Here is a 19,359-nt window from a genome sequence, read left to right on the forward strand (position 1 = left end):
ATATCAAATCTCAAATGCTCAATAACATTGTCAGGTGGGTGATTGACCGACGTTGGCTCGTTGTCTTAGCTACAATTATCGCCGCCTTGTGGACATTCTACATCATTCCCCAAATGCCCTTGGATGTGCTACCACCCTTTGCACCACCTCAAGTAGAAATTCAAACCGAAGCACCGGGACTCGCACCGGAAGAAGTTGAATCTTTAGTTACTTTACCAATCGAAAGTGCAGTTAATGGGACACCAGGAGTAACCGCAGTGCGTTCATCCTCGGCGGCGGGAATTTCTGCCGTCAGGGTAGTATTCAACTGGGGGACAGAAATTTACCAAGCACGTCAATTAGTTACCGAACGACTGCAACAAGCTGCAAGCAAACTTCCCCCACAAGTGGAAACACCCCAAATTTCTCCCACTACTTCACCTGTGGGTTTAGTTGTTCAATACGCTTTTACAGTTGAGTCAGAAAATAATCATCCTCAACCGAAAATTGACTTGATGGAAGTTCGGCGAATTGTGGATTGGCAAGTCACAAATCGTCTTTTAGCTGTTCCAGGTGTGAGCCAAGTATTAGTTTTTGGTGGTGATTCTCGTCAATATCAAGTTTTAGTTTATCCAGCAAAATTAGCCGCTTTTAATATTTCTTTGGAGCAAGTTACCAACGCCACAAAAGCTGCTAATAGTAATGCACCTGGTGGTTATTTAATCACAGCAGATACAGAAAGAATAATTCGCGGTATTGGACGAATTGAATCAATTGAAGATTTAAAAAAATCAACTATTACTTCACGTAACGGAGTACCTGTTAGGCTGCAAGATGTAGCCCAAGTACAAATTGGTGGTGCAATTAAACGGGGCGATGCTAGTTTTAATGGCAAATCAGCGATTATTTTAATGGTTAATAAACAGCCGCTTGCGGATACTCCCAGTGTCTCTCGGGCAATAGAAGCGGTGATGCAAGAAATTAAAGCTGGTTTACCACCAGAAATTAAAGTTACTACGACATTTCGCCAAGATAGTTATATTAATTCTTCGGTGCAAAATGTCCGCTCATCATTAATTCAAGGTAGTATAATTGCCGGGATAATTCTCATTCCATTTTTAATGAATTGGCGAACTATCGCAGTCTGTTTACTGGATTTTTTCTTAACTTTATTATTTGGGTTGCTAGCCCTTTCTTTGTTAGGAATAGGGCTGAATACAATGACTTTAGGGGGTTTAGCAGTAGCGATTGGTACAGCGATTGACGATGCAATTGTTTATGGTGAAAATACTTATCGCAGGTTGCGAGAAAATAAAGTTTCTCCTAACCCATTACCACCATTAGAAATTATTTTTGAAGGTTCTGAAGAAGTACGAGAATCGCTGATTGGTGCAACAATTATTGGCATTATTGTTTTCTCACCAATTTTTACTCTACCAGGTGTAGAAGGTAGAATTTTTACACCGATGGGAATTTCTTATTTGGTAGTAGTTGTCATTTCTAGTTTAGAATCGCTGTTAGTTTCCCCGGCTTTATGTGCAATTTTATTACCTAACGTCAAGGTAATAAAACGAGAACCTTGGTTAGCGAGATTATGTAAGAAAATTTACAGTAGCTGTCTCAACTTTTCTTTTCGGAACGCCTTACTAATTATTGGTGTTATATTCGCTTTAACAGTAGCTGCTATTACTATTATTCCTTCATTTGGCAGGGCTTTTTTGCCAGAGTTCCAAGAACAAACGATGGTAAATACCTTAACTTTATATCCTGGTGTGTCTTTAGAAGCAACGACAAAAGCAGGTTATGTAGTAGAAGATGCACTGAAAGGTGACAATCGTTTTAAATTTATTCAAACACGATCAGGACGTGCTGAGGGAGATGCAGATGCTGCGGGTGTGAATATTGCACACGTTGATATTGAACTTAGTGAGGTAGGGATGAAAGACCGTGCGAAAACTTTAGCAAAGATACGTCAAGAGTTTGATAAAATACCCGGAGCAGCACCGAATATTGGTGGATTCATCTCTCACCGTATGGATGAGGTTTTGTCTGGAGTTAGAAGTGCGATCGCAGTCAAAATTTTTGGTTCTGACTTAGCAGAACTCCGTCAAATCGGGGAACAAGTAGAAGCACAAATGAAAACGATTGATGGTGTTGTAGATTTATTGCTAGAGCCGCAAATTCCCGTTCCGCAAATTCAAATCAAATTTGATCGAGATGCTGCTAGTCGCTATGGTCTTTCCGTCGGAGAAATTTCTAGCATTATTAAAACTGCACTCAATGGACAAGTTGTTTCTCAAGTTTTAGAAAATCAACAATTGTTTGACATTTTAGTGTGGTTGAAGCCAGATGCACGGCAAAATTTGTCAACGATTCGCAATTTATTAATTGATACCCCCAATGGACAGAAAATTCCTTTAGGCAATGTGGCAATAATTGACAATGGAACTGGGCCAAACACAATTAATCGTGAAAACGTTTCCCGTTTAATTGTCGTTTCAGCTAATGCTAAAGGTAGAGATTTACGCTCGATTGTTAATGAAATTGAAGCTAAAGTCAAAAGCAATGTCCAAGTGCCTGCGGGTTATTTTATTCAATACGCAGGTCAATTTGAAGCTGAAGAACGTGCGACTAATAATATTTTTGTATTCAGTGCGATCGCGTTTGTGATAATTACAATCCTCATGTATCTTTCAGTGAAATCTATACCCTCTACTATCATGATTATGATTAACTTGCCAATTGGTTTAGTAGGAGGTGTAATTGCGGTAGCGTTAACTGGAGGAGTTATTTCTGTTGCGTCTTTGGTAGGGTTTGTTTCCCTGTTTGGAGTGGCAACTCGCAATGGTTTGTTATTAGTGGATAACTATAATAGTAAATTTGCAGAAGGAATACCCTTAAAAGAAATTATTGTAAAAGGGTCAATGGAACGACTGAATGCTATTTTAATGACGGCTTTGACTTCTGCGTTAGGTCTAGCACCAATGGTGTTACAAGGCGGCCCAGGACAAGAACTTTTGCAACCACTTTCTATTGTTGTTTTTGGTGGTTTGTTTACTTCGACAGCGATAACTTTGGTAGTTTTACCTGCTTTGTATGTAAAGTTTGGTAATCATTTATTTCCCAAAAAAATAGAGAACATACAAGATAAAGATGAGAAATTTTTTATGCATATGTAGCTACTCATACCAATTCTATATGAGCCTGCACTTTATTTATAAACCCTCTCTTACTTGGCGTTCTTGGCAGTTAAATTTTTAAAACTATGAGAGTGCTGTTACTCGAAGATGAACCAGATTTAGGTGCCGCTATTAAACGTACCCTAAATCAACAAAAGTACTTAGTTGATTGGGTACTAGATGGTAATGAAGCATGGGCTTACTTAGAAAATAGTTCAGCACAATATACAGTAGCGATTTTTGATTGGATGCTTCCAGGAATTAGTGGTTTAGAGTTGTGCAAAAGACTGCGTTACAAAGGAAATCCTCTGCCTGTCTTGATGCTAACTGCTAGAGATAGAATGGAAGATAAAGTTGCCGGACTAGATGCAGGTGCTGATGACTACTTGGTGAAACCTTTTGGAATGGTGGAATTGCTGGCAAGATTGCGGGCTTTGCAGCGTCGTTCACCGCATTTTCAACCCCAACAATTGATTGTTGGTAACTTAACTCTAGATTATGGCAACAGTACAGTTGTCAGACAAAATACTATGGGTGAAAAGGAAAGGATTCCTTTAACAAATAAAGAATTCCAACTACTGGAATATTTTATGAAACACCCCAACCAGATTCTTACTACTGAGCAAATTCGCAATCAAATTTGGGAAGTTAATGCCGAATCTAGCAGCAATGTAGTAGCAGCGCAAATACGTTTATTACGTCGCAAACTCACAAGTATTAACTGTACTAACTCAACACTTCAGCTACACTCAGTAACCATTGAAACTTTGCACGGTATGGGATATCGTCTTCATTTCACTGATGAATCAAAATAAACTGTTTTGGCTTACGCGCATTCGTTTAGCTCTATATTATGCCATCGTTATGGGTTTAATTTTAAGCGTATGTGCCTTCGGTTTTTATCGAGCAGTGTTCCATGCTCATGTGGTGGCTTTAGACAGTGAAATAGAGTCTGTAGCGGGGACACTGCACGACAGTATCGAACTAAAACTACAATCACCTGGACGTTTGGAACCTTTGGCAAATAAGTTATTTCCAAATCTAGATAACTGTGGAACTGGAGAGAATAATTGTATTCCACAACAGCCACATTCTAAACGTCATCTTCTTGGTATCGTTACTAAAACTAGCTACTATATACGTTTTTTTGATACTTCAGGAAAATTAATTGCTAATGCTGGTTACTATCCAGAGGGATTACCTGATGTTTTTCATCAACAAACTTGGCAATTTCTCAAAGACAGTCAAGGCAAAGAATACCATCAAATTACTCTATCACTGCATACCCAAAATTATCAAGATTGGGGATATATGCAAGTAGGGCGAAGTCTAGAAGAATTTAATCATTACTTGGATAGTGTCAAACTAATTTTAGTATTAGGGCTACCGATGGCTATGGCTGTGATTGCTGGTGCTAGTTGGTGGTTATCTGGATTAGCTATGCAGCCAATTTATCAATCCTATCGACAAATTCAACAGTTTACAGCAGATGCCGCACATGAATTACGAACGCCTTTAGCTGCAACAGGCGCAACCGTAGAATCAGCACTTTTAATGCCACAAATGCATGAAGAGGAGACACGAGATATATTGCAAACTATACAGCGTCAAAATCAACGGTTAACAGCTTTAGTTGTTGATTTATTGATGTTAGCGCATATAGATAGACAAGTCCAAAAGTTACAACGTGAAACTTGTTCTCTGAATGATATTGTGAGCGATTTAGTTGAGGAGTTTGGAGCAATGGCAACTGCGGCAGGAATAAAGGTGACATCTTCAATACGGGTGCATCAACCCGTGAATATTATAGGTAATTCTGATCAGCTTTATAGATTATTTTCTAATTTAATTGTCAATGCAATTCTATACACAACTAAAGGAGGAGAGGTCACAGTTTTTTTAGATCGCAACGAACATAACGCCGTTATTAAAGTTCAAGATACAGGCATTGGTATCCCGAAACATGAACTTAAGCGGATTTTTGATCGCTTTTATCGAGTAAGTAGCGATCGCTCTCGTAGTACTGGTGGCTCTGGTTTAGGATTAGCTATTGTTCAAGCTATTGTTCTGGCGCATCAAGGTAAATTAAATGTACAAAGCGAATTAGGTAAAGGCAGCACTTTTACCGTTGAATTACCCTTCAATACCCCCTCACTTAAAAGTTTTTACTCAATGCAGTACTAAGACATCAAAAAAATTGCGATCGCAATTTTTTTGATGTGCTAACCTCAGTCTGAGCTAAGCAAAACTTAAAGGTACAGATTTTAGTGAAAGTAAGTAGTTAATTGAGAAGATAAAAGAACTAAAATCTCATATAATTTAGTAAATAAGATGCAATTTGTCTCAGCAATTGCTAGTGATGAATAAGCTGCTCTTTTAAATTAGACTTCTTGCACGAATATTAGAAAATAAAAACTTTTATTTTCATGCAGAGGAACCAATGCGTTACCCGGTTTACCCATGTTCTAGCGACTGGCGTCGCGCAGTGAGTATGAGTAATAAGAAAGCCTTGCGACGCAGGGGCCTATCTCTAGTGCATACTTCCTTTTTCCAGCTTAAACAAGTTGATTTTGGTAATTGAGAAAATGAGTTTCTCTATGTATTTTACAAAAGATAATGATCCGCTCCCAAAAATTAGCGAAGTAAATATTAATCACACTTTTGCTAAACAAGCTAACATTTTTGATAATTCTTCAAATTACTCTGATTTCACAGATAAGATTAATTTGAGTAATCGTAGTAGTTATACATCAAAAAGAATATCTGCTGTTGGAGACGATAATCGCACATCTCATACGTTAGAAGCTGCAAGCAGTCAAATTACTACCCAAACTCTTGCTGTTACTCCTACTCCTAAACCAGATTTGGTAATACAAAATGTCGCTGCTCCTAGTTCGGTACTAGTTGGTAGCAACATGCAAATAAACTATCAAATCAAAAACCAAGGTGGTAACAATGCCGCTGCTAACTACACCTTATTTTATCTATCTAAAGATCAGACTGTTAGCGATGATGATGTTTACTTAGGATCGAACTCTGTTAATAGTTTGGAAGCCGGCAAATACAATTCACAATCAGCTAAATTTAATCTAGGCACTGGTCTGGCTGTAGGTAGCTATTACTTAATATTTAAAACTGATGGTACTGGCGAGATTATTGAAAGCAATGAAAATAATAATCTCTTTGTCAAAGCTATTAATCTCACTCTCATTAAGGCAGATTTAATAGTCCAGAATGCTGCTATTCCTACATCGGTAACTGTTGGAGATACTATCAAAGTCAGCTATCAGATAAAAAACCAAGGCGTTGGTAATGCTATTTCTAGTTATACTAAGTTTTATCTGTCTAAAGACAAAGCTATCAGCAATGATGACACATACTTAGGTTACGACTCTGTTAATAGTGTGGCGGCAGGTGCTTATAGTTCAGAAACACGCTCACTAAGTATTGTTAAGAATATTGTGGCAGGTAGTTATTATTTTATATATCAAGCCGATGGCTATCAAAATGTCATTGAAAGTAATGAAAGTAATAATGTATTTTCTAAATATATAAATGTCAAAAATAACTATAGCTCTACAAATGGTTATGGCTTGATTAATGCAGCAGCAGCAGTGGCTAAAGCTATTAATCAAAATACATTTGTTGACGTTCCCAATCTTGGCGGTAATAATTGGGGAGCAGACCAAATCAAAGCTGCAGAAGTTTGGGCAAAGGGATATACAGGTAAGGGAATTACTGTTGCTGTTGTAGATTCTGGAGTCGATCGCAATCACCCAGACTTAAGCGCTAATATCTGGAAGAATACGAAGGAAATTTTTGGTAACGGTAAAGATGATGACGGCAACGGCTACGTTGATGACATCTATGGTTGGAATTTCCATGACAATAACAACAATATTTTAGATAAAAACGGTCATGGAACTCATGTTGCTGGCACCATTGCTGGAGTGAAGAATAGTTTCGGTGTTACTGGCATTGCCTATAGTGCCAAAATTATGCCAGTGAAAGTCTTGGGTGATGATAAAGTAGGTGACGATACTGCGGTTGCTAGTGGCATTCGCTATGCTGTCAACAATGGAGCTAATGTGATTAATCTCAGCTTAACTCAACAGCAGCCCAGCATTTACTTAGAGTCAGCGATTCAATATGCTAGCAGTAAAGGGGCGATCGTTGTGATGTCAGCTGGTAATAGGAGTAGCTTAAAACCTGATTATCCTGCTAACTATGCGAAGAGTTGGGGACTTGCAGTTGGAGCAGTAGATCAGTATGGTAAGATGGCTAATTTCTCTAACTTAGCAGGATCTGACCTATTAGCCTATGTCACATCTGGCGGAGTTAATATTTACTCTACACTTCCAGCTAATAAATATGGTTATCTAAGTGGAACCTCTATGGCCACTCCCCATGTTGCTGGTGCAATAGCTTTAATGCTTAGCGCTAACAAAAGTTTAACTGGTGCCCAAGTACGACAAATTATTACATCAACAGCAAGAAATACTTTGATAATCTAGTGGTCTGTCCCATTAATTTGATAGGTATGTAGTTGCGCTTTAGCACCTCTAAATTTGATGACTAAAAGAATTAAATCCTCATACTAGAAGCTTTAGTAAGTTTTTCAAGTCAGACTAAAGCTTCTTACCAATCATGAACTCTAGATAAGTAGCAAGTACAATTCTTCCATAGAAAAAGGGAACACAAACATATACTTCGTGTACTGTGCTGTTCGAGTTATAGATTGGTTTAGGATTGTTTTAAGCTAGCTGCTTGCTTTTTTCTCAGCCATACTCCTAGTAGTCCTGCAACTGCTGTGCCTCCTAAAGTGAATGGTTCTGGTACAGCTGCACCATCAATATCTTTAGTACGATAGACACTCACATCATCCAAGTTTAACCAGTCGTATCCAACCTTAGAGACAAACTTTAAATCTGTACGTTTTGAGGTGGCTGTAAAATCAACATCATATCGTGTGTAATCTTGGAGGGTGATATTTGTCAGACCAAAAACTTCGTCGCCATCGACAAATACTTTAAATTCGTTACCGAGGCGAGGCGCTTCTTCTGCTGATGCTAAGTAGAAGCTAAGTCTGTATTCCTTATTCTTTTTGGTTTTCAGAGTTTGTGACAGACTAGCAGATAGGTCATCAGGAGTGTAACCAAGACGTATACCTTGGATGCCACTGTTGGCATAACTGGACAGATATGTAGTGTAAACCCCAAAAAATTGACTATCATTAGTCCACCCTGTAAAGAAAGGATTGGGCCGGGTAGGATCGTAGTCTTCATTAATAAATGGGTCGTCTTCAAAACTACCATTTTCCACAAGATTTACTTTCGCTGCTTGCGCCTTGGGAATATAAGTACCCGTGATGATAGCGGTACTCACAAAAGCACTGGTTACACCACAAACAACGAGTCCTAATTTTTTAGCTGATTTCACGAAACTTCACTCCAAATAGTTGAATTTATTGAACCGCAAAGATGCCAAGAGCGCCAAGAATTCGTATAGCCTACGGTAAGCTTGTGTTAAGCAGGAACACCAAACCCACGACCATTGAATTTTGATTTAGCTGTAGTACTCTTCAGGTAGTTAGCAAAACTATTTGCTTTCGTACTGTTAGTAGTTCTTGTGAGTACGGCTGCTGGATACTCAATGGCTGTGTGACAACTTTGTGGTGCGGGTGAGCCGACTTGTTGTGTTTGTGTAGTACTGGAAACTGCTTGATCAGTAACGTAGACTATACCTGCATCGATAGTGTTACCGTTCAGGGTTTTAGTTTGAACTGCTGTTAAGACGTTACGGACATTGCTAGCAAATACTAGCTTGTTGGCAGTCGTGCTATTGAGGAGGGTGTTGTAAGTACCTCCTCCACAACCGCTACCGGTACTTTGCAAAACTTCTCTGGCATAAGCCCCGGCTGGAACTGTTGCAGGATCGCCAATGGCAATGCCTCTGATGCCGCTGCGAGGAGGACTACTAGTGGTACTGTTTGTGAGTTTACTAAAACCAGAAATAGCCGGACTAGGAGCAGGAGAAGTGGGCGTAGTCGGTCTAATTAAGACTAGACGATTAGTAGCAACTATCTTGGGCCAACCTGATTGTAATTTCCCTGCGCTCTGCAAGCTATTCATTTGGCTTCTAGCAGCAGATATGAAAATGTCTGGTATGCCTGCTGACTCATTTGCTGGTAGATTTATTTGGCTTAACAAAGCACCGGAAGAATCAAAAGTATTAACAAAGGTTATCGGCGGGTTAGCTGCGTTATACGCACTCTCAATCTCTGGTAGCACTTCTGTTAAGCTAACAGCAGCAAACACGCGCAGTGTAGTCGCCTGTGCCTGTGCTGTTTTGATTGTGGAATTTAAAAGCGGTAAGCCAATTACCAGCATTAAGCTAGCAACTGCTATACTCATCAAAGTGATAAATCGTCTTCTGTGACTGTGAAACATTTTGTAGATGAAATTGATAGAAGGCGTAATATTACCAACTGAAATGGTGTATACCAAAAATATTGGTAATAAGATTATCAGTAATATTACCAGTACCAGCCAAAATTACCAACATAATTGGTAATGAAATCTTGACATCTCTTCTCTGTTCCCTGTTGCCTATTTTTAAGGCAGGTCTATTGAGCGCATTGCAAAATTTTTGCTTGAGGATAGTCTTTTCGTAGTTGTAGTTGCCGTTGTCGCTGCGATCGCCCGTAAGTTGGTAACTGTTGTAATACTTCTGGCTTCGGTGGAATTAATGACTTTTCTTCTCCTAAACTGCTAAACATGATGACAGACTGTAATTGCAAACGACGTTGTTGATGCTGCTGGTATAGTTCAGTATAAGCTTGAACAACCTGCTGCCACTCTGCTGCTGGGCAATAGCTGCGATCAATCAGTACTGTGATTGCCGGAATTGCAAAGAACCAACCGATCAGCAATCCAGTAATTAAAAACACCAACCAACTAAATCCTAAAGTTTTGAGGAGTTGCATTTTTTTAATTCGTAATTCGTAATTTAAGTAGCCATCATGAACTGCGTATATCAATTCCCCATTCCTAACCTAAAGATTGGTCTGAAATAAGTCTTTGAGCAAAACTTGCACTCTTTCGGGTGTGCCTTCGTAAACACTACCTTCCCGAATTGCGGCGATCGCTTCTAATTCCTGTTGATTCACTTCACCGTAGGCAATGGGATATACTCTGACTCTGCTGTGCTTAATTACACCCTTAATTTTCTCAAAATCGATTCCGTTGGTTCGTTCTCCGTCGGTAAGCAGTAGTGCATAAAATCGCCCTGATGGATCGGTTTTCTGCTTTTCTATGAGGTCTGCTAGACCAACGGCGAGTCCGTCATAGAGAGCGGTTGCGCCATCAGGACGGAGTTGATCAATAGCGGCAAATAATCGCTTTTGTTCTAACTCGTTGAAGGGAGCTAGAGCAATGCGGCGAGTGGGGCGATCGCTAAATGTTACTAAACCAATCTGATTACCTCGGTTAATTTGTTCGCTGGCAAGTCGTAGAGCTTCTTGAACCGCTTTCAGGCGATTGTTCTCTTCCATCGAACCGCTTGTATCGACAATCAATTCCATGTATACGGTATGTCCACCATCCTTACGCTGTTTCCAGAATGATTGAGCCGCTTTTAAAACTTCACCAGATGGTACCGGTGGAAATTGAGCTTGCTTGAGATAATTGGTCTGTTCATATCCTTGTTGTTCTGCTAGCTTTTGCATTGGCGCAGAGGTGGCAAATGCTGCAAACTTTTCCAGAGCTGCTGTTTGAGAAGCACTATTCCACTTAAAACCAACCAATGGCGAATTTTCAGGAGTACCGAAAGGAATGTAAGCAAGCTGTTCAAATCCTGGTTGCTTTTTTAAATTGACATAGCTTTGGTAGGCCATGACGATCGCTTGAAACTTTTGAGGATCACGAATCCAAATTTGCTTTAAGTCCAGGTATGTCGGCGTTGTGAGGGCGATTTGTTTTTGGAAGGAGCTAAAGACGGAGTTGACTTGAGGAGATTCTAGTTCAGCGACAGTCAACGGTTTACCATCACGAGCATGGCCTGCTGAACGCCAAAGCAGTGTGTGCAGAAAATTTAACGCCGATGAGGCAATATAAGGATTGGAATAACCAACTTTGATTTTATCTGCGAGAATGGCACTCATCAGGCGATCAAACGTCACTTCTCCACCTTGAGCCAGTTCTTGATACGTCTGGGGTTGGATAGCAAAGATGGCTTGGTTGGGGATTAATGCAGGTGCGATCGCTTGTATTGGCAATCCTTCAGCTTTTAGTAGTTCCAACCACAAAGTTGTTGCTGGTGTGTAGCCTGCGGGTTTCGCTTTCTTGGCAGCTAAAATTTGTGCCCCCAATCCAGAGGGAATATTGCGAATCCCTACCTGAATGACTTTTCCAGATGCGAGGGTTTGTCGTTGCTGATTGAATTTTTCTACAACATCAATTAACCAGCGTTCATCTTTGCGTTCTCCATTGGCTTTTTCAGCCGAGCTGTAGATTTCGATATACACAATATTTGCATCGTTGCTGGGCTTTGCACCGTATAAAGGAAAGGTATTGGGATCGGGTACAGAATTAACTACTGGGGGAATCACGACATTATACGCAGTGGTATCAGATACTAGCTGTGAATCGACTTCAATACTAGGCAACAGATTTTGACGCAGATAGCGATCAGCACTTGCAAATGAATCGATTGTTGGTGTACAAGCCCACAAAAAACTCAGGCATAGTCCGATCGCTAGCCAAAATTTAAAACGCAACTTTTTCATATTCATTTAATCCCCTAAAATTCCTCTTTCGTTTTCAGCAATCAGGATTTGTAGTCGTTTTGAGATTACCGTAGGAACAGTGAGCGATCGCCGCTCTAGGTTTTCCAATGCAAATTGGTCGCGCAATTCCTGAAGTTGGTCATGGGTTTGCTGGAGGCGAGTCAAACTGCTTTGCAACTGTTGTTGTGCTAACTCTCGATAGTGTGGCGTTTGCATTTGTTGAGTAACCTGCAATGCTTGTACGAGTCGATCAACTAGATCTAGAACAGTGTGTAAGGTTTCTAGTAGATCTAAAGTGAAGGTTGATTCTTGCTGAGCAATTTGTGTTGCTATCTGCTGAATCGCTTGAGCTTGTTGCTTAACTGTTAGCCACAAAGTATGATCAGCATCAGGAATTTGCGGATCTAAACAGTTAATATGACTAAGAAAAATATCTATTTGTAGTAAATTTGCAGAGTTTGCCCAAGAGCTTGTTTTTTGGCGTTTGAGTTGGAGGTACCAAGAGGCGATCGCCAATACAACAATTACTGCACCGCTAAATAGAACAATCAAACGCACTCCTAACCACAAAATGAAGCCAACATAACCAATTAAGAGACCAGTTAGTAATAATTGAGTTTCAGATAGTCGAAAAGAATTGCGTTTAGTTTGAGTGGTCACGTCACTTTGCTCCAAATTCAAAATTAATGATTCCTCTATTTTGTAAAATGCTGTCGTAACTGCTGCAAAAACCATTCTTTTACTGTAAAAATAAAGTATGCAAAGAAGTAAATGGGGAGGAATAGTATGATGAATAAAAATAAGGAAATTATAAGTGGCTGCAACCAGTTATAGAAACATAGCAATGCTGCGTCTCTACAGGTTTGAATATGATAGGTAATCCGCTTCTGACTCTGCTAAAGGACTATCGGTGGCTAGAGTGAAAATCGCCGGGATATTTACTTAACTTTACAAATTGATTTATTTACGACAAGGAACATCTTTCACAAGTTCAAACTTTAAGTTATTATTCACAGTCACGATCGCACGGGTAGTAAATTCTCTGCGATCGCCTCTGGCATCAAAACTAATCGATAAGCCTTTGATAATCGTACTTGATGCTGCTATTCCCGGTCTAATTCCTGTTTCAGATAATTTTTGCTGGATATCTTGTCGATTTATAGGTGAATTTGATAGTTTAATAGCCTGTAAAATTGCTTGCACAGCGTCATCTGCTAGGGCTGTGCGTCGATTCAAATCACCACCCCAATATTCATTATTTTGTTGCCGATACTCTTGAGCGCCACATTGGTTTGGATGCCAATCAACTGCCAAAAATAAGCGATTTACTGTTGTATTTTTAGCCTGATTAATGACTTCTTGGAGATAGAGAGTATTTGCGCCTAAAATTGGTCTTTCTCCATTGTTCAATTTGATAATATCTACCGCTTTTTGAAATGCTAAAATATCATCAGTTCCGCCATCAGGTAATACCACTAGAGCATCCGCATCTTTAACTTGTGGCGGAAGGTGACTAGTATCAAAGTTTGAATCTGATATATCAAATGTAGCAATTACGCGTCCTTGAAACGCTTTGAGAACCCGAACAAACTCATTAGATAAATCCTTACTAAAAGATTCTTTACTGTTATAAAAAATTACCACTCCTGGCTGAGGTTTTTTGAGATCCTCAACTAAATATTTCACTAAACTATCAGCTTCAACTCTACTGGATGAAACGGTACGGAAAAATACTCGATTGGGGTCTTTACAGTCTTGATATGATTGCAAGTTGACAACAGTGCTAGTGGGAGAAATAACCACAAGTTCTTTGAGTGAATAAACCTTCAAAGCTGCACAAGTATTAGGAGAGGTATAGTGTCCTACCACAGCGATAATTTTGGGATCTTCTGTCAGAAATTTGGCAACCTTCTCAGCTTGAGCGCGGTTATTGCTATCGTTAGCGATCGCAACTTTTAAGTTGATTCCTTTGTTGATGGCTATATCTTGGGCTTGAGCAACTCCAAATACAATATGCAATCCCGAATCGAGATTCAATGGCCCAGCTACAGCAATGGTATAAATTGGCAAACTTTTATTTTGGCTATGTCGATGATTTAAAAAAGCATTATTACGATAAATCAGAATTTCTGGATCTTGTAGTGCTGCTAAAGCCACTTGACGGCGGTTAGGAACATCTTTATTTTGTTTTGCCTGAATGCGGATATTATCAAAAATCGTCACCGATTTGTCATATTTACCTTCAGAAAATGCTTTAATTCCTTGCTGCTTTAATGAGAGATATGGTTCACTGAGTTGCACTTTACTATTAGCTATTGGCTTTTCTCCATAGCTAATAAAGTTCTCTATATTATTAGCAACTGGCTTTTGAACCTCGCTGTGATTGATGCAAATTGAGCCAAAAAGCTGACAGCGATTAATTGTAATTACAGCAATTATGCCAACCAAGGCAACAAATCCAATCAGGAAATGAGGACGAAGCAGGTAAAATTGTGAACGGCACAATGATGATAAAAACTGTCGCTGGCGAGTTGGAGTAGGCCAGATAAACTCTGGCTGATTTGGATTCAAGCAAACAGCGGGTAGCCAGGAAGCGGCAGGAAAGTTGCTTTGTACAGATTCAAGGCGATCGCGGGCTTCACGAACTGCTAAACAAAGGGGTTTACCTTGAGAAAATTGCTCTAAAAAGTAGAGTAAGAATTTACAAGCAATCTGATCGGGTACAGGTTCCCGCATTACAATCATGGCTGGCACATTCAATTTTGCGAGGAAATCTGCAATCCCTAATCCATCACATGAATTGAAAATTGCCAACTTTAAACCATTCGTTACCGCTCTCGCTAAGCTCGGGCGTAACGTATTTAACGATAGAGAAATGTGCTGATTAATTTGAATTTGTCCACTTTCAACTTCGCTGGAACTATGTCCGGCAAAAAACAATATATCCCAAGTTTCATTAAATAATAAATCAGATAAAGTGTCTTCAGTTGGCTCTAATTGCTTAATAATTTGCGCTCCCCGCTGCTTTAGTATTTCTAGTGCGGCTTCATCTTTTTCTAGTTGCAAACCACCATGAGAACTGCCGAAAATAGCTAGAACTCTGATTGGTGCTTTCAAAGAGGGAACTCGCTGACTAAACTTAGTGAATAAGGCAAATTCAGCATGGGGAAGGTTAGTAAATAAATCCCAGAAATGCCAGGGTAGCCTACGCAAAAGTTCATTTTGCTGATGATCTCTTGTCTGAGTACGAATGATAATTGGTACAGATTGATCAGCATTCACCCTTTCATTGGCGCGGATGCGATCGCACAAACGCTCGAATGCTTGATCCCCAAACCAATTTCTACATAAAATTTCCAGCTTTTTAGTTTTTTGTCTCCAGTCTACTTTGGCTACATTTGTGACTTGCAGAGGAACCACTTGCAGTTGCCGACTGCCTTCGAGTGATATCTCTTTCCACTCCTGATAAAGCTTCGGCATTTCTGGCGCGGCAGGAATAGAAAGAAAATGATCATCTTCTTGAATAATTTGGCCATCTTCTAAAATCTGAAGCGTCACAGAGAATCCGTCAGCGAAGCTACCACCATTAATCTCAATCACGACAGCAACGTTTTGAGGGAGTTGAGGATTGGAGGGAGGCTTAGCCATAGGGGGCAGCTGACAGGTGTAGGTTTTTAATATTTTGCGTTTTGTATCGACGCACAGACGCAAAGAAAGATTTCGGAACGGAAAAATATATAGGCTTTTTCAGATTGAATGTGAAAAACCTACACTTGTGGGGTAGGAGGTAGAGGGCGACTGTCGTCTTGGGGTTTCAACCTACCTTCTTTAGCTTATCAAGACTAAACAACAAAACTCTCGCTAAAACTGGCATCATTAAGAACTACACGAATACTAAAGCGATCGCCTCCGTCCGCTGTAAATTTGAACTGCATATAGTGATCTTGCTGTCGTGATTCTACTTCAAAAAACGGATTTCCTCTTTCATCTAGTCCGATGAGCTTCAACCCCGATGGCAAGTGAGATAATTGTTTCAAAGAATACACTCTTGACAAAATTAGCATCTTGCTATCTGACTTCGGCAAAATACCGATCATTAGTACTATAGGATGTCCTGTAAGATAAATTCCTAAATCTTTCGCACTGATCACCGGACAAGCCACATGTTGTGGATTTAGTTCCCACAACAACTCGGCAGACTGCCAGCGAATTTCATCATCTTGAGTCGTTTGAATTAGCTTTACTAAGGTTTCTTGGAGATTTAGATTCACCGGAATAGGTTGCACTGATTCAGCAGATTGTCGGCGATAGAGTTGTTCGACTCGTTGGCGAATCGGCTCATCACCTCGTTGAGGCTGTAACTCGTAAAATTGTAGAATTGCTGCTCTCAAAGTGCTAAGCAAGTCTTGTGGGGGTTGCCAATCGGGTTCAAATATGCGTTGACGCCACTGATTGAGTTGCACGATTGGTTGCGGCGATCGCTCTAAAGTCAAGCGGTCAAGTAATATATCAAGCGGTTGAAAATAACTGCGTGGTAATTCCGGCACTGATATCGATTCTACAAATCCTAAAACTTGTCCCTCTTGATAGGGTTCATCGAGTTGAATCATCACATAGCCGATGCGTTCTGACCACACTTGTTGGGGAATTTTACACTTGCGATCGCTTTGCCGCAGTGAACGACACTCTAAAAAGCCTTGCAAACTAGGAATATACAAATCTGCAATATTTTCTAGCAGGCGCTCAAGGGGGTTCCAGCTATGACTTGCTTCTAAATCGGTATGAACGCCTAACAATTGCAAATAACGCTGAGTTACCAATACAGCTAGCGTATTACGATAAACTTGTTGCGATCGCTTTGGAGTTGGTTGTTGTTGGGCAAACTGGTAAGCTTGCTTGCGGTCGGTTGCCGTAATGGGAATTGCGATCGGCATAAATTTTGTAACAGTATCAATCATGATTCATGTTCAGAAAACTAGAAACTGTTGGGAATACTATTCAGACAACAACTGTTTGAAACGAGGGAAACATCGCGTTCGACAAAATCTTTTCAGTACCAATGGTTCGACTTCGTATTTTTGGGCGATCGTATTCCAAGAAAATTCCCCAGAATCGCCCAACACTGTCAAAATCTGAATTAACAAAACCTGACAGTTAAAATGGGGAGGACTCTGCATTCGACAATCTTTGAACAAATGCGAATGATTTTTGACTAACTCTAGCCATTCTTGGATCGTTTCATGCCAACGTTCTGGTTCTGGTGCAGGAGGATAAATCCACTCAGTATCCTCTTCACTCGCTGGAGGATGTAATTGTCTTCTGGCTTCATCAGCTTTTTCTCGAATCACATCCAGAATCACCCATCCCAGTTTTTGGTTAAACCAAGTAACAAAGCTTGCCTTTTGTGGGTTATATTGATCAAAATCTTCCACAAACCATACCCAGGTTCGTGATAAAGCTTCACCGTAGACATCCGGTGATATCCTGCCACCGTGCCGAAGCAGCCTGGAAGATTTGATCATTGCAGTGATCAAATCTATGCCTCGATTTGGGTAATCAGTCTGACATGCTTGCAGAAATAGCCATTGACGAGTAGGGATATCGTTCATGATTTCCCGGATTAGTTCTTGTTGCTGTAATAGCCTGCTCCTCTCAATTGGATTATTTAAAGCAGCCTGAAGCAAGCCAATCAAAGGAGGGGCGCTTAAGTCATTACACATAGAAGTTATCCAGGCCCAATCAATTGAGGTTTGAATATCATCACAGCACCCCACATTCTCTTAACTTGTCTTGATAGACTATCGGAATCAGAGATGAGGATAATCGAGATTATTTACAAAACTTTATTAAGGGAGTAGGGAGTAGGGAGTAGGGAGTAGGGAGTAGGGGGAGAGTAAAATAATTACGAATCCCAATTCCCCAGTCTCCATTCCCCAGTCTCCATTCCCCAATCCCCAATCCCCAGTCCCCAATCCCCAGTCTCCATTCCCCAGTCTCCAGTCCCCAATCCCCAATCCCCAGTCCCCAATCCCCAATCCCCAGTCCCCAATCCCCAGTTCCCACACCTAACGCAACGATTCGATTGTAGGCGAGCCGTCAGATTTAATCCAAGCTATTTGAGCAATACCGCGATCGCGTGCATATTGCCTGATGGCTTGTGCGTCTCTTCCCCCTAAATCCATTTCTACTCGCACTAGATGAGTTGAATCTCGCAGTTTTTGCGCGTAGGCAAAGGCAGTAGCGTTAGCACTTGCTGTCTCTGATACTACTAACCAATTACTCGCTGGGGTTGCTTGTGGTAATTGCTGAGTAGATAAGAGTATTTGGTATAAATCTTCTATATTGAGAACAAAACCAATACCGGGAATATTTGCTTTTTGGGGATGATATAGCCCTAAAAGTTGGTCGTAGCGACCACCCCGTCCTAAAACTCTGGCTTGCGACTCGGTATCACTAACTACTTCAAAGACAATGCCAGTATAGTAATCTATCGTTTGAATGAGGCTGAGGTCAAGAATTAGGGGAAAATCTTTACCAAATTCTAGTAAATCTACTAGGGATTTGAGGTGATTAAATGCTTGTTGCTGCTCTTGGTCTAAATCCAGGCTGCTGACTTTTTGCAAGACATCTGTACTTGTGCCACGCAAATCTAGCATCATTCTGGCGCGATCGCGCAGTTCTTCACTTAAAGGTAGAGTATCTATAGTAATGCGGTCAAGATTAGCGATCGCACTACGTATTTGATCTTGTAAATCGACAGGGAAAGCATTTAAAAGCGATCGGGTAATTCCTGCCTCACCTAAAATTAAATGCCATTTTTTTAAACCTAGTGCGGCTAAACAATCTGCTACTAGCAGTAGCACCTCTGCGTTTGCTAGCAATCCACCAGTACCCAATAACTCTACTCCAGCCTGATAAAACTCTTGCTGGCTATTATGCCTACTTTCCCAAGTGCGGCGGAATACATTAGCATTGTAGTACAAACGTTGTGGATAGGTAACACCGTCCATCCGAGTCACAACAGTACGAGCAATAGACGCGGTTAATTCTGGACGCAACCCTAACTCGTCACCTTCGCCATTTTGTAGTTGAATCACCATCTGGCGCTGAATTGCTTCCCCTGCCATCAGGGTATCCATTCGCTCTAGAGTAGAGGTGATAATTCTGTGATATCCCCAACGGTGAAACACCTGTTGTAATCTATCTTCAATCCAGCGTTTTTGAGCCACATCCAAAGGCAGCAAATCCCTGGCTCCCGCTGCTGGTTGATACACCATTCCATCCTCCGTAATCTCAGTCTCACCGTCACCTCAAGCTTATACTAAGTTGGGAATGGGGAATTAAGAGGACGCGGGAACGCAGGGACGCGGGGCGCGGGGAATGTACATGAAAGGACACGGGGACACGGGGATGCGG

Annotated in this window: 13 protein-coding genes; 4 read left to right on the forward strand and 9 right to left on the reverse strand. The window is 40.6% G+C overall.

Features of this window, described 5'->3' with window-relative positions:
• The first annotated feature begins 14 nt into the window (after window positions 1-14).
• The 4 genes from AC5JMF_RS05210 (at window position 15) to AC5JMF_RS05225 (ending at window position 7,672) form a co-directional block, all read left to right on the forward strand.
• Window positions 15-3,158, forward strand: a complete 3,144-nt coding sequence (locus tag AC5JMF_RS05210) for an efflux RND transporter permease subunit (RefSeq protein ID WP_495794663.1) — start codon at window positions 15-17, stop codon at window positions 3,156-3,158.
• An 86-nt stretch (window positions 3,159-3,244) separates the two neighbouring features.
• Entirely contained in the window at window positions 3,245-3,973 is a 729-nt protein-coding gene (rppA, locus tag AC5JMF_RS05215; protein WP_495794664.1) for a two-component system response regulator RppA, read from the forward strand.
• Entirely contained in the window at window positions 3,960-5,342 is a 1,383-nt protein-coding gene (gene rppB, locus AC5JMF_RS05220; RefSeq protein ID WP_495794665.1) for a two-component system sensor histidine kinase RppB, read from the forward strand. The genes rppA and rppB overlap by 14 nt, the downstream gene beginning before the upstream one ends.
• Before the next feature lie 413 nt (window positions 5,343-5,755).
• Complete coding sequence (locus AC5JMF_RS05225) at window positions 5,756-7,672, forward strand: S8 family serine peptidase (RefSeq protein WP_495794666.1); 1,917 nt, start codon at window positions 5,756-5,758, stop codon at window positions 7,670-7,672.
• Between the two features lie 229 nt (window positions 7,673-7,901).
• Here AC5JMF_RS05225 and AC5JMF_RS05230 read toward each other — a convergent pair whose 3' ends face one another.
• The 9 genes from AC5JMF_RS05230 to AC5JMF_RS05270 form a co-directional block, all read right to left on the reverse strand.
• On the reverse strand, window positions 7,902-8,597 hold the full coding sequence (locus AC5JMF_RS05230) for a PEP-CTERM sorting domain-containing protein (RefSeq protein WP_495794667.1): 696 nt from the start codon (window positions 8,595-8,597) through the stop codon (window positions 7,902-7,904).
• Between the two features lie 86 nt (window positions 8,598-8,683).
• Entirely contained in the window at window positions 8,684-9,571 is an 888-nt protein-coding gene (gene modA / locus AC5JMF_RS05235) for a molybdate ABC transporter substrate-binding protein (protein ID WP_495794668.1), read from the reverse strand.
• A 212-nt stretch (window positions 9,572-9,783) separates the two neighbouring features.
• Window positions 9,784-10,143: a hypothetical protein gene (locus AC5JMF_RS05240; RefSeq protein WP_495794669.1), complete on the reverse strand. Its 360-nt coding sequence runs from the start codon at window positions 10,141-10,143 to the stop codon at window positions 9,784-9,786.
• Window positions 10,144-10,212: 69 nt separating this feature from the next.
• Complete coding sequence (locus tag AC5JMF_RS05245; RefSeq protein WP_495794670.1) at window positions 10,213-11,949, reverse strand: vWA domain-containing protein; 1,737 nt, start codon at window positions 11,947-11,949, stop codon at window positions 10,213-10,215.
• Window positions 11,950-12,603: a hypothetical protein gene (locus tag AC5JMF_RS05250; protein WP_495794671.1), complete on the reverse strand. Its 654-nt coding sequence runs from the start codon at window positions 12,601-12,603 to the stop codon at window positions 11,950-11,952. It lies immediately after the preceding gene.
• A gap of 300 nt (window positions 12,604-12,903) precedes the next feature.
• Window positions 12,904-15,591, reverse strand: a complete 2,688-nt coding sequence (locus AC5JMF_RS05255) for an ABC transporter substrate-binding protein (RefSeq protein ID WP_495794672.1) — start codon at window positions 15,589-15,591, stop codon at window positions 12,904-12,906.
• 194 nt (window positions 15,592-15,785) lie between these two features.
• Entirely contained in the window at window positions 15,786-16,901 is a 1,116-nt protein-coding gene (locus tag AC5JMF_RS05260; RefSeq protein WP_495794673.1) for a DUF1822 family protein, read from the reverse strand.
• 36 nt (window positions 16,902-16,937) lie between these two features.
• Window positions 16,938-17,663, reverse strand: coding sequence for a hypothetical protein (locus AC5JMF_RS05265; RefSeq protein WP_495794674.1), 726 nt, complete (start codon window positions 17,661-17,663; stop codon window positions 16,938-16,940).
• 345 nt (window positions 17,664-18,008) lie between these two features.
• Window positions 18,009-19,220, reverse strand: a complete 1,212-nt coding sequence (locus tag AC5JMF_RS05270) for an ATP phosphoribosyltransferase regulatory subunit (protein ID WP_495794675.1) — start codon at window positions 19,218-19,220, stop codon at window positions 18,009-18,011.
• Window positions 19,221-19,359: the final 139 nt, after the last annotated feature.

Source organism: Desmonostoc vinosum, assembly GCF_059505385.1.

Excerpts from the sequence above, each read along its gene's own strand:
- AC5JMF_RS05265 (WP_495794674.1), bottom strand. The coding sequence starts at position 17,663 with ATGTGTAATGACTTAAGCGCCCCTCCTTTGATTGGCTTGCTTCAGGCT.
- AC5JMF_RS05225 (WP_495794666.1), top strand. The coding sequence starts at position 5,756 with ATGTATTTTACAAAAGATAATGATCCGCTCCCAAAAATTAGCGAAGTA.
- AC5JMF_RS05255 (WP_495794672.1), bottom strand. The coding sequence starts at position 15,591 with ATGGCTAAGCCTCCCTCCAATCCTCAACTCCCTCAAAACGTTGCTGTC.
- rppA (WP_495794664.1), top strand. The coding sequence starts at position 3,245 with ATGAGAGTGCTGTTACTCGAAGATGAACCAGATTTAGGTGCCGCTATT.
- AC5JMF_RS05270 (WP_495794675.1), bottom strand. The coding sequence starts at position 19,220 with ATGGTGTATCAACCAGCAGCGGGAGCCAGGGATTTGCTGCCTTTGGAT.
- rppB (WP_495794665.1), top strand. The coding sequence starts at position 3,960 with ATGAATCAAAATAAACTGTTTTGGCTTACGCGCATTCGTTTAGCTCTA.
- AC5JMF_RS05260 (WP_495794673.1), bottom strand. The coding sequence starts at position 16,901 with ATGATTGATACTGTTACAAAATTTATGCCGATCGCAATTCCCATTACG.
- AC5JMF_RS05240 (WP_495794669.1), bottom strand. The coding sequence starts at position 10,143 with ATGCAACTCCTCAAAACTTTAGGATTTAGTTGGTTGGTGTTTTTAATT.
- AC5JMF_RS05210 (WP_495794663.1), top strand. The coding sequence starts at position 15 with ATGCTCAATAACATTGTCAGGTGGGTGATTGACCGACGTTGGCTCGTT.
- modA (WP_495794668.1), bottom strand. The coding sequence starts at position 9,571 with ATGAGTATAGCAGTTGCTAGCTTAATGCTGGTAATTGGCTTACCGCTT.
- AC5JMF_RS05245 (WP_495794670.1), bottom strand. The coding sequence starts at position 11,949 with ATGAATATGAAAAAGTTGCGTTTTAAATTTTGGCTAGCGATCGGACTA.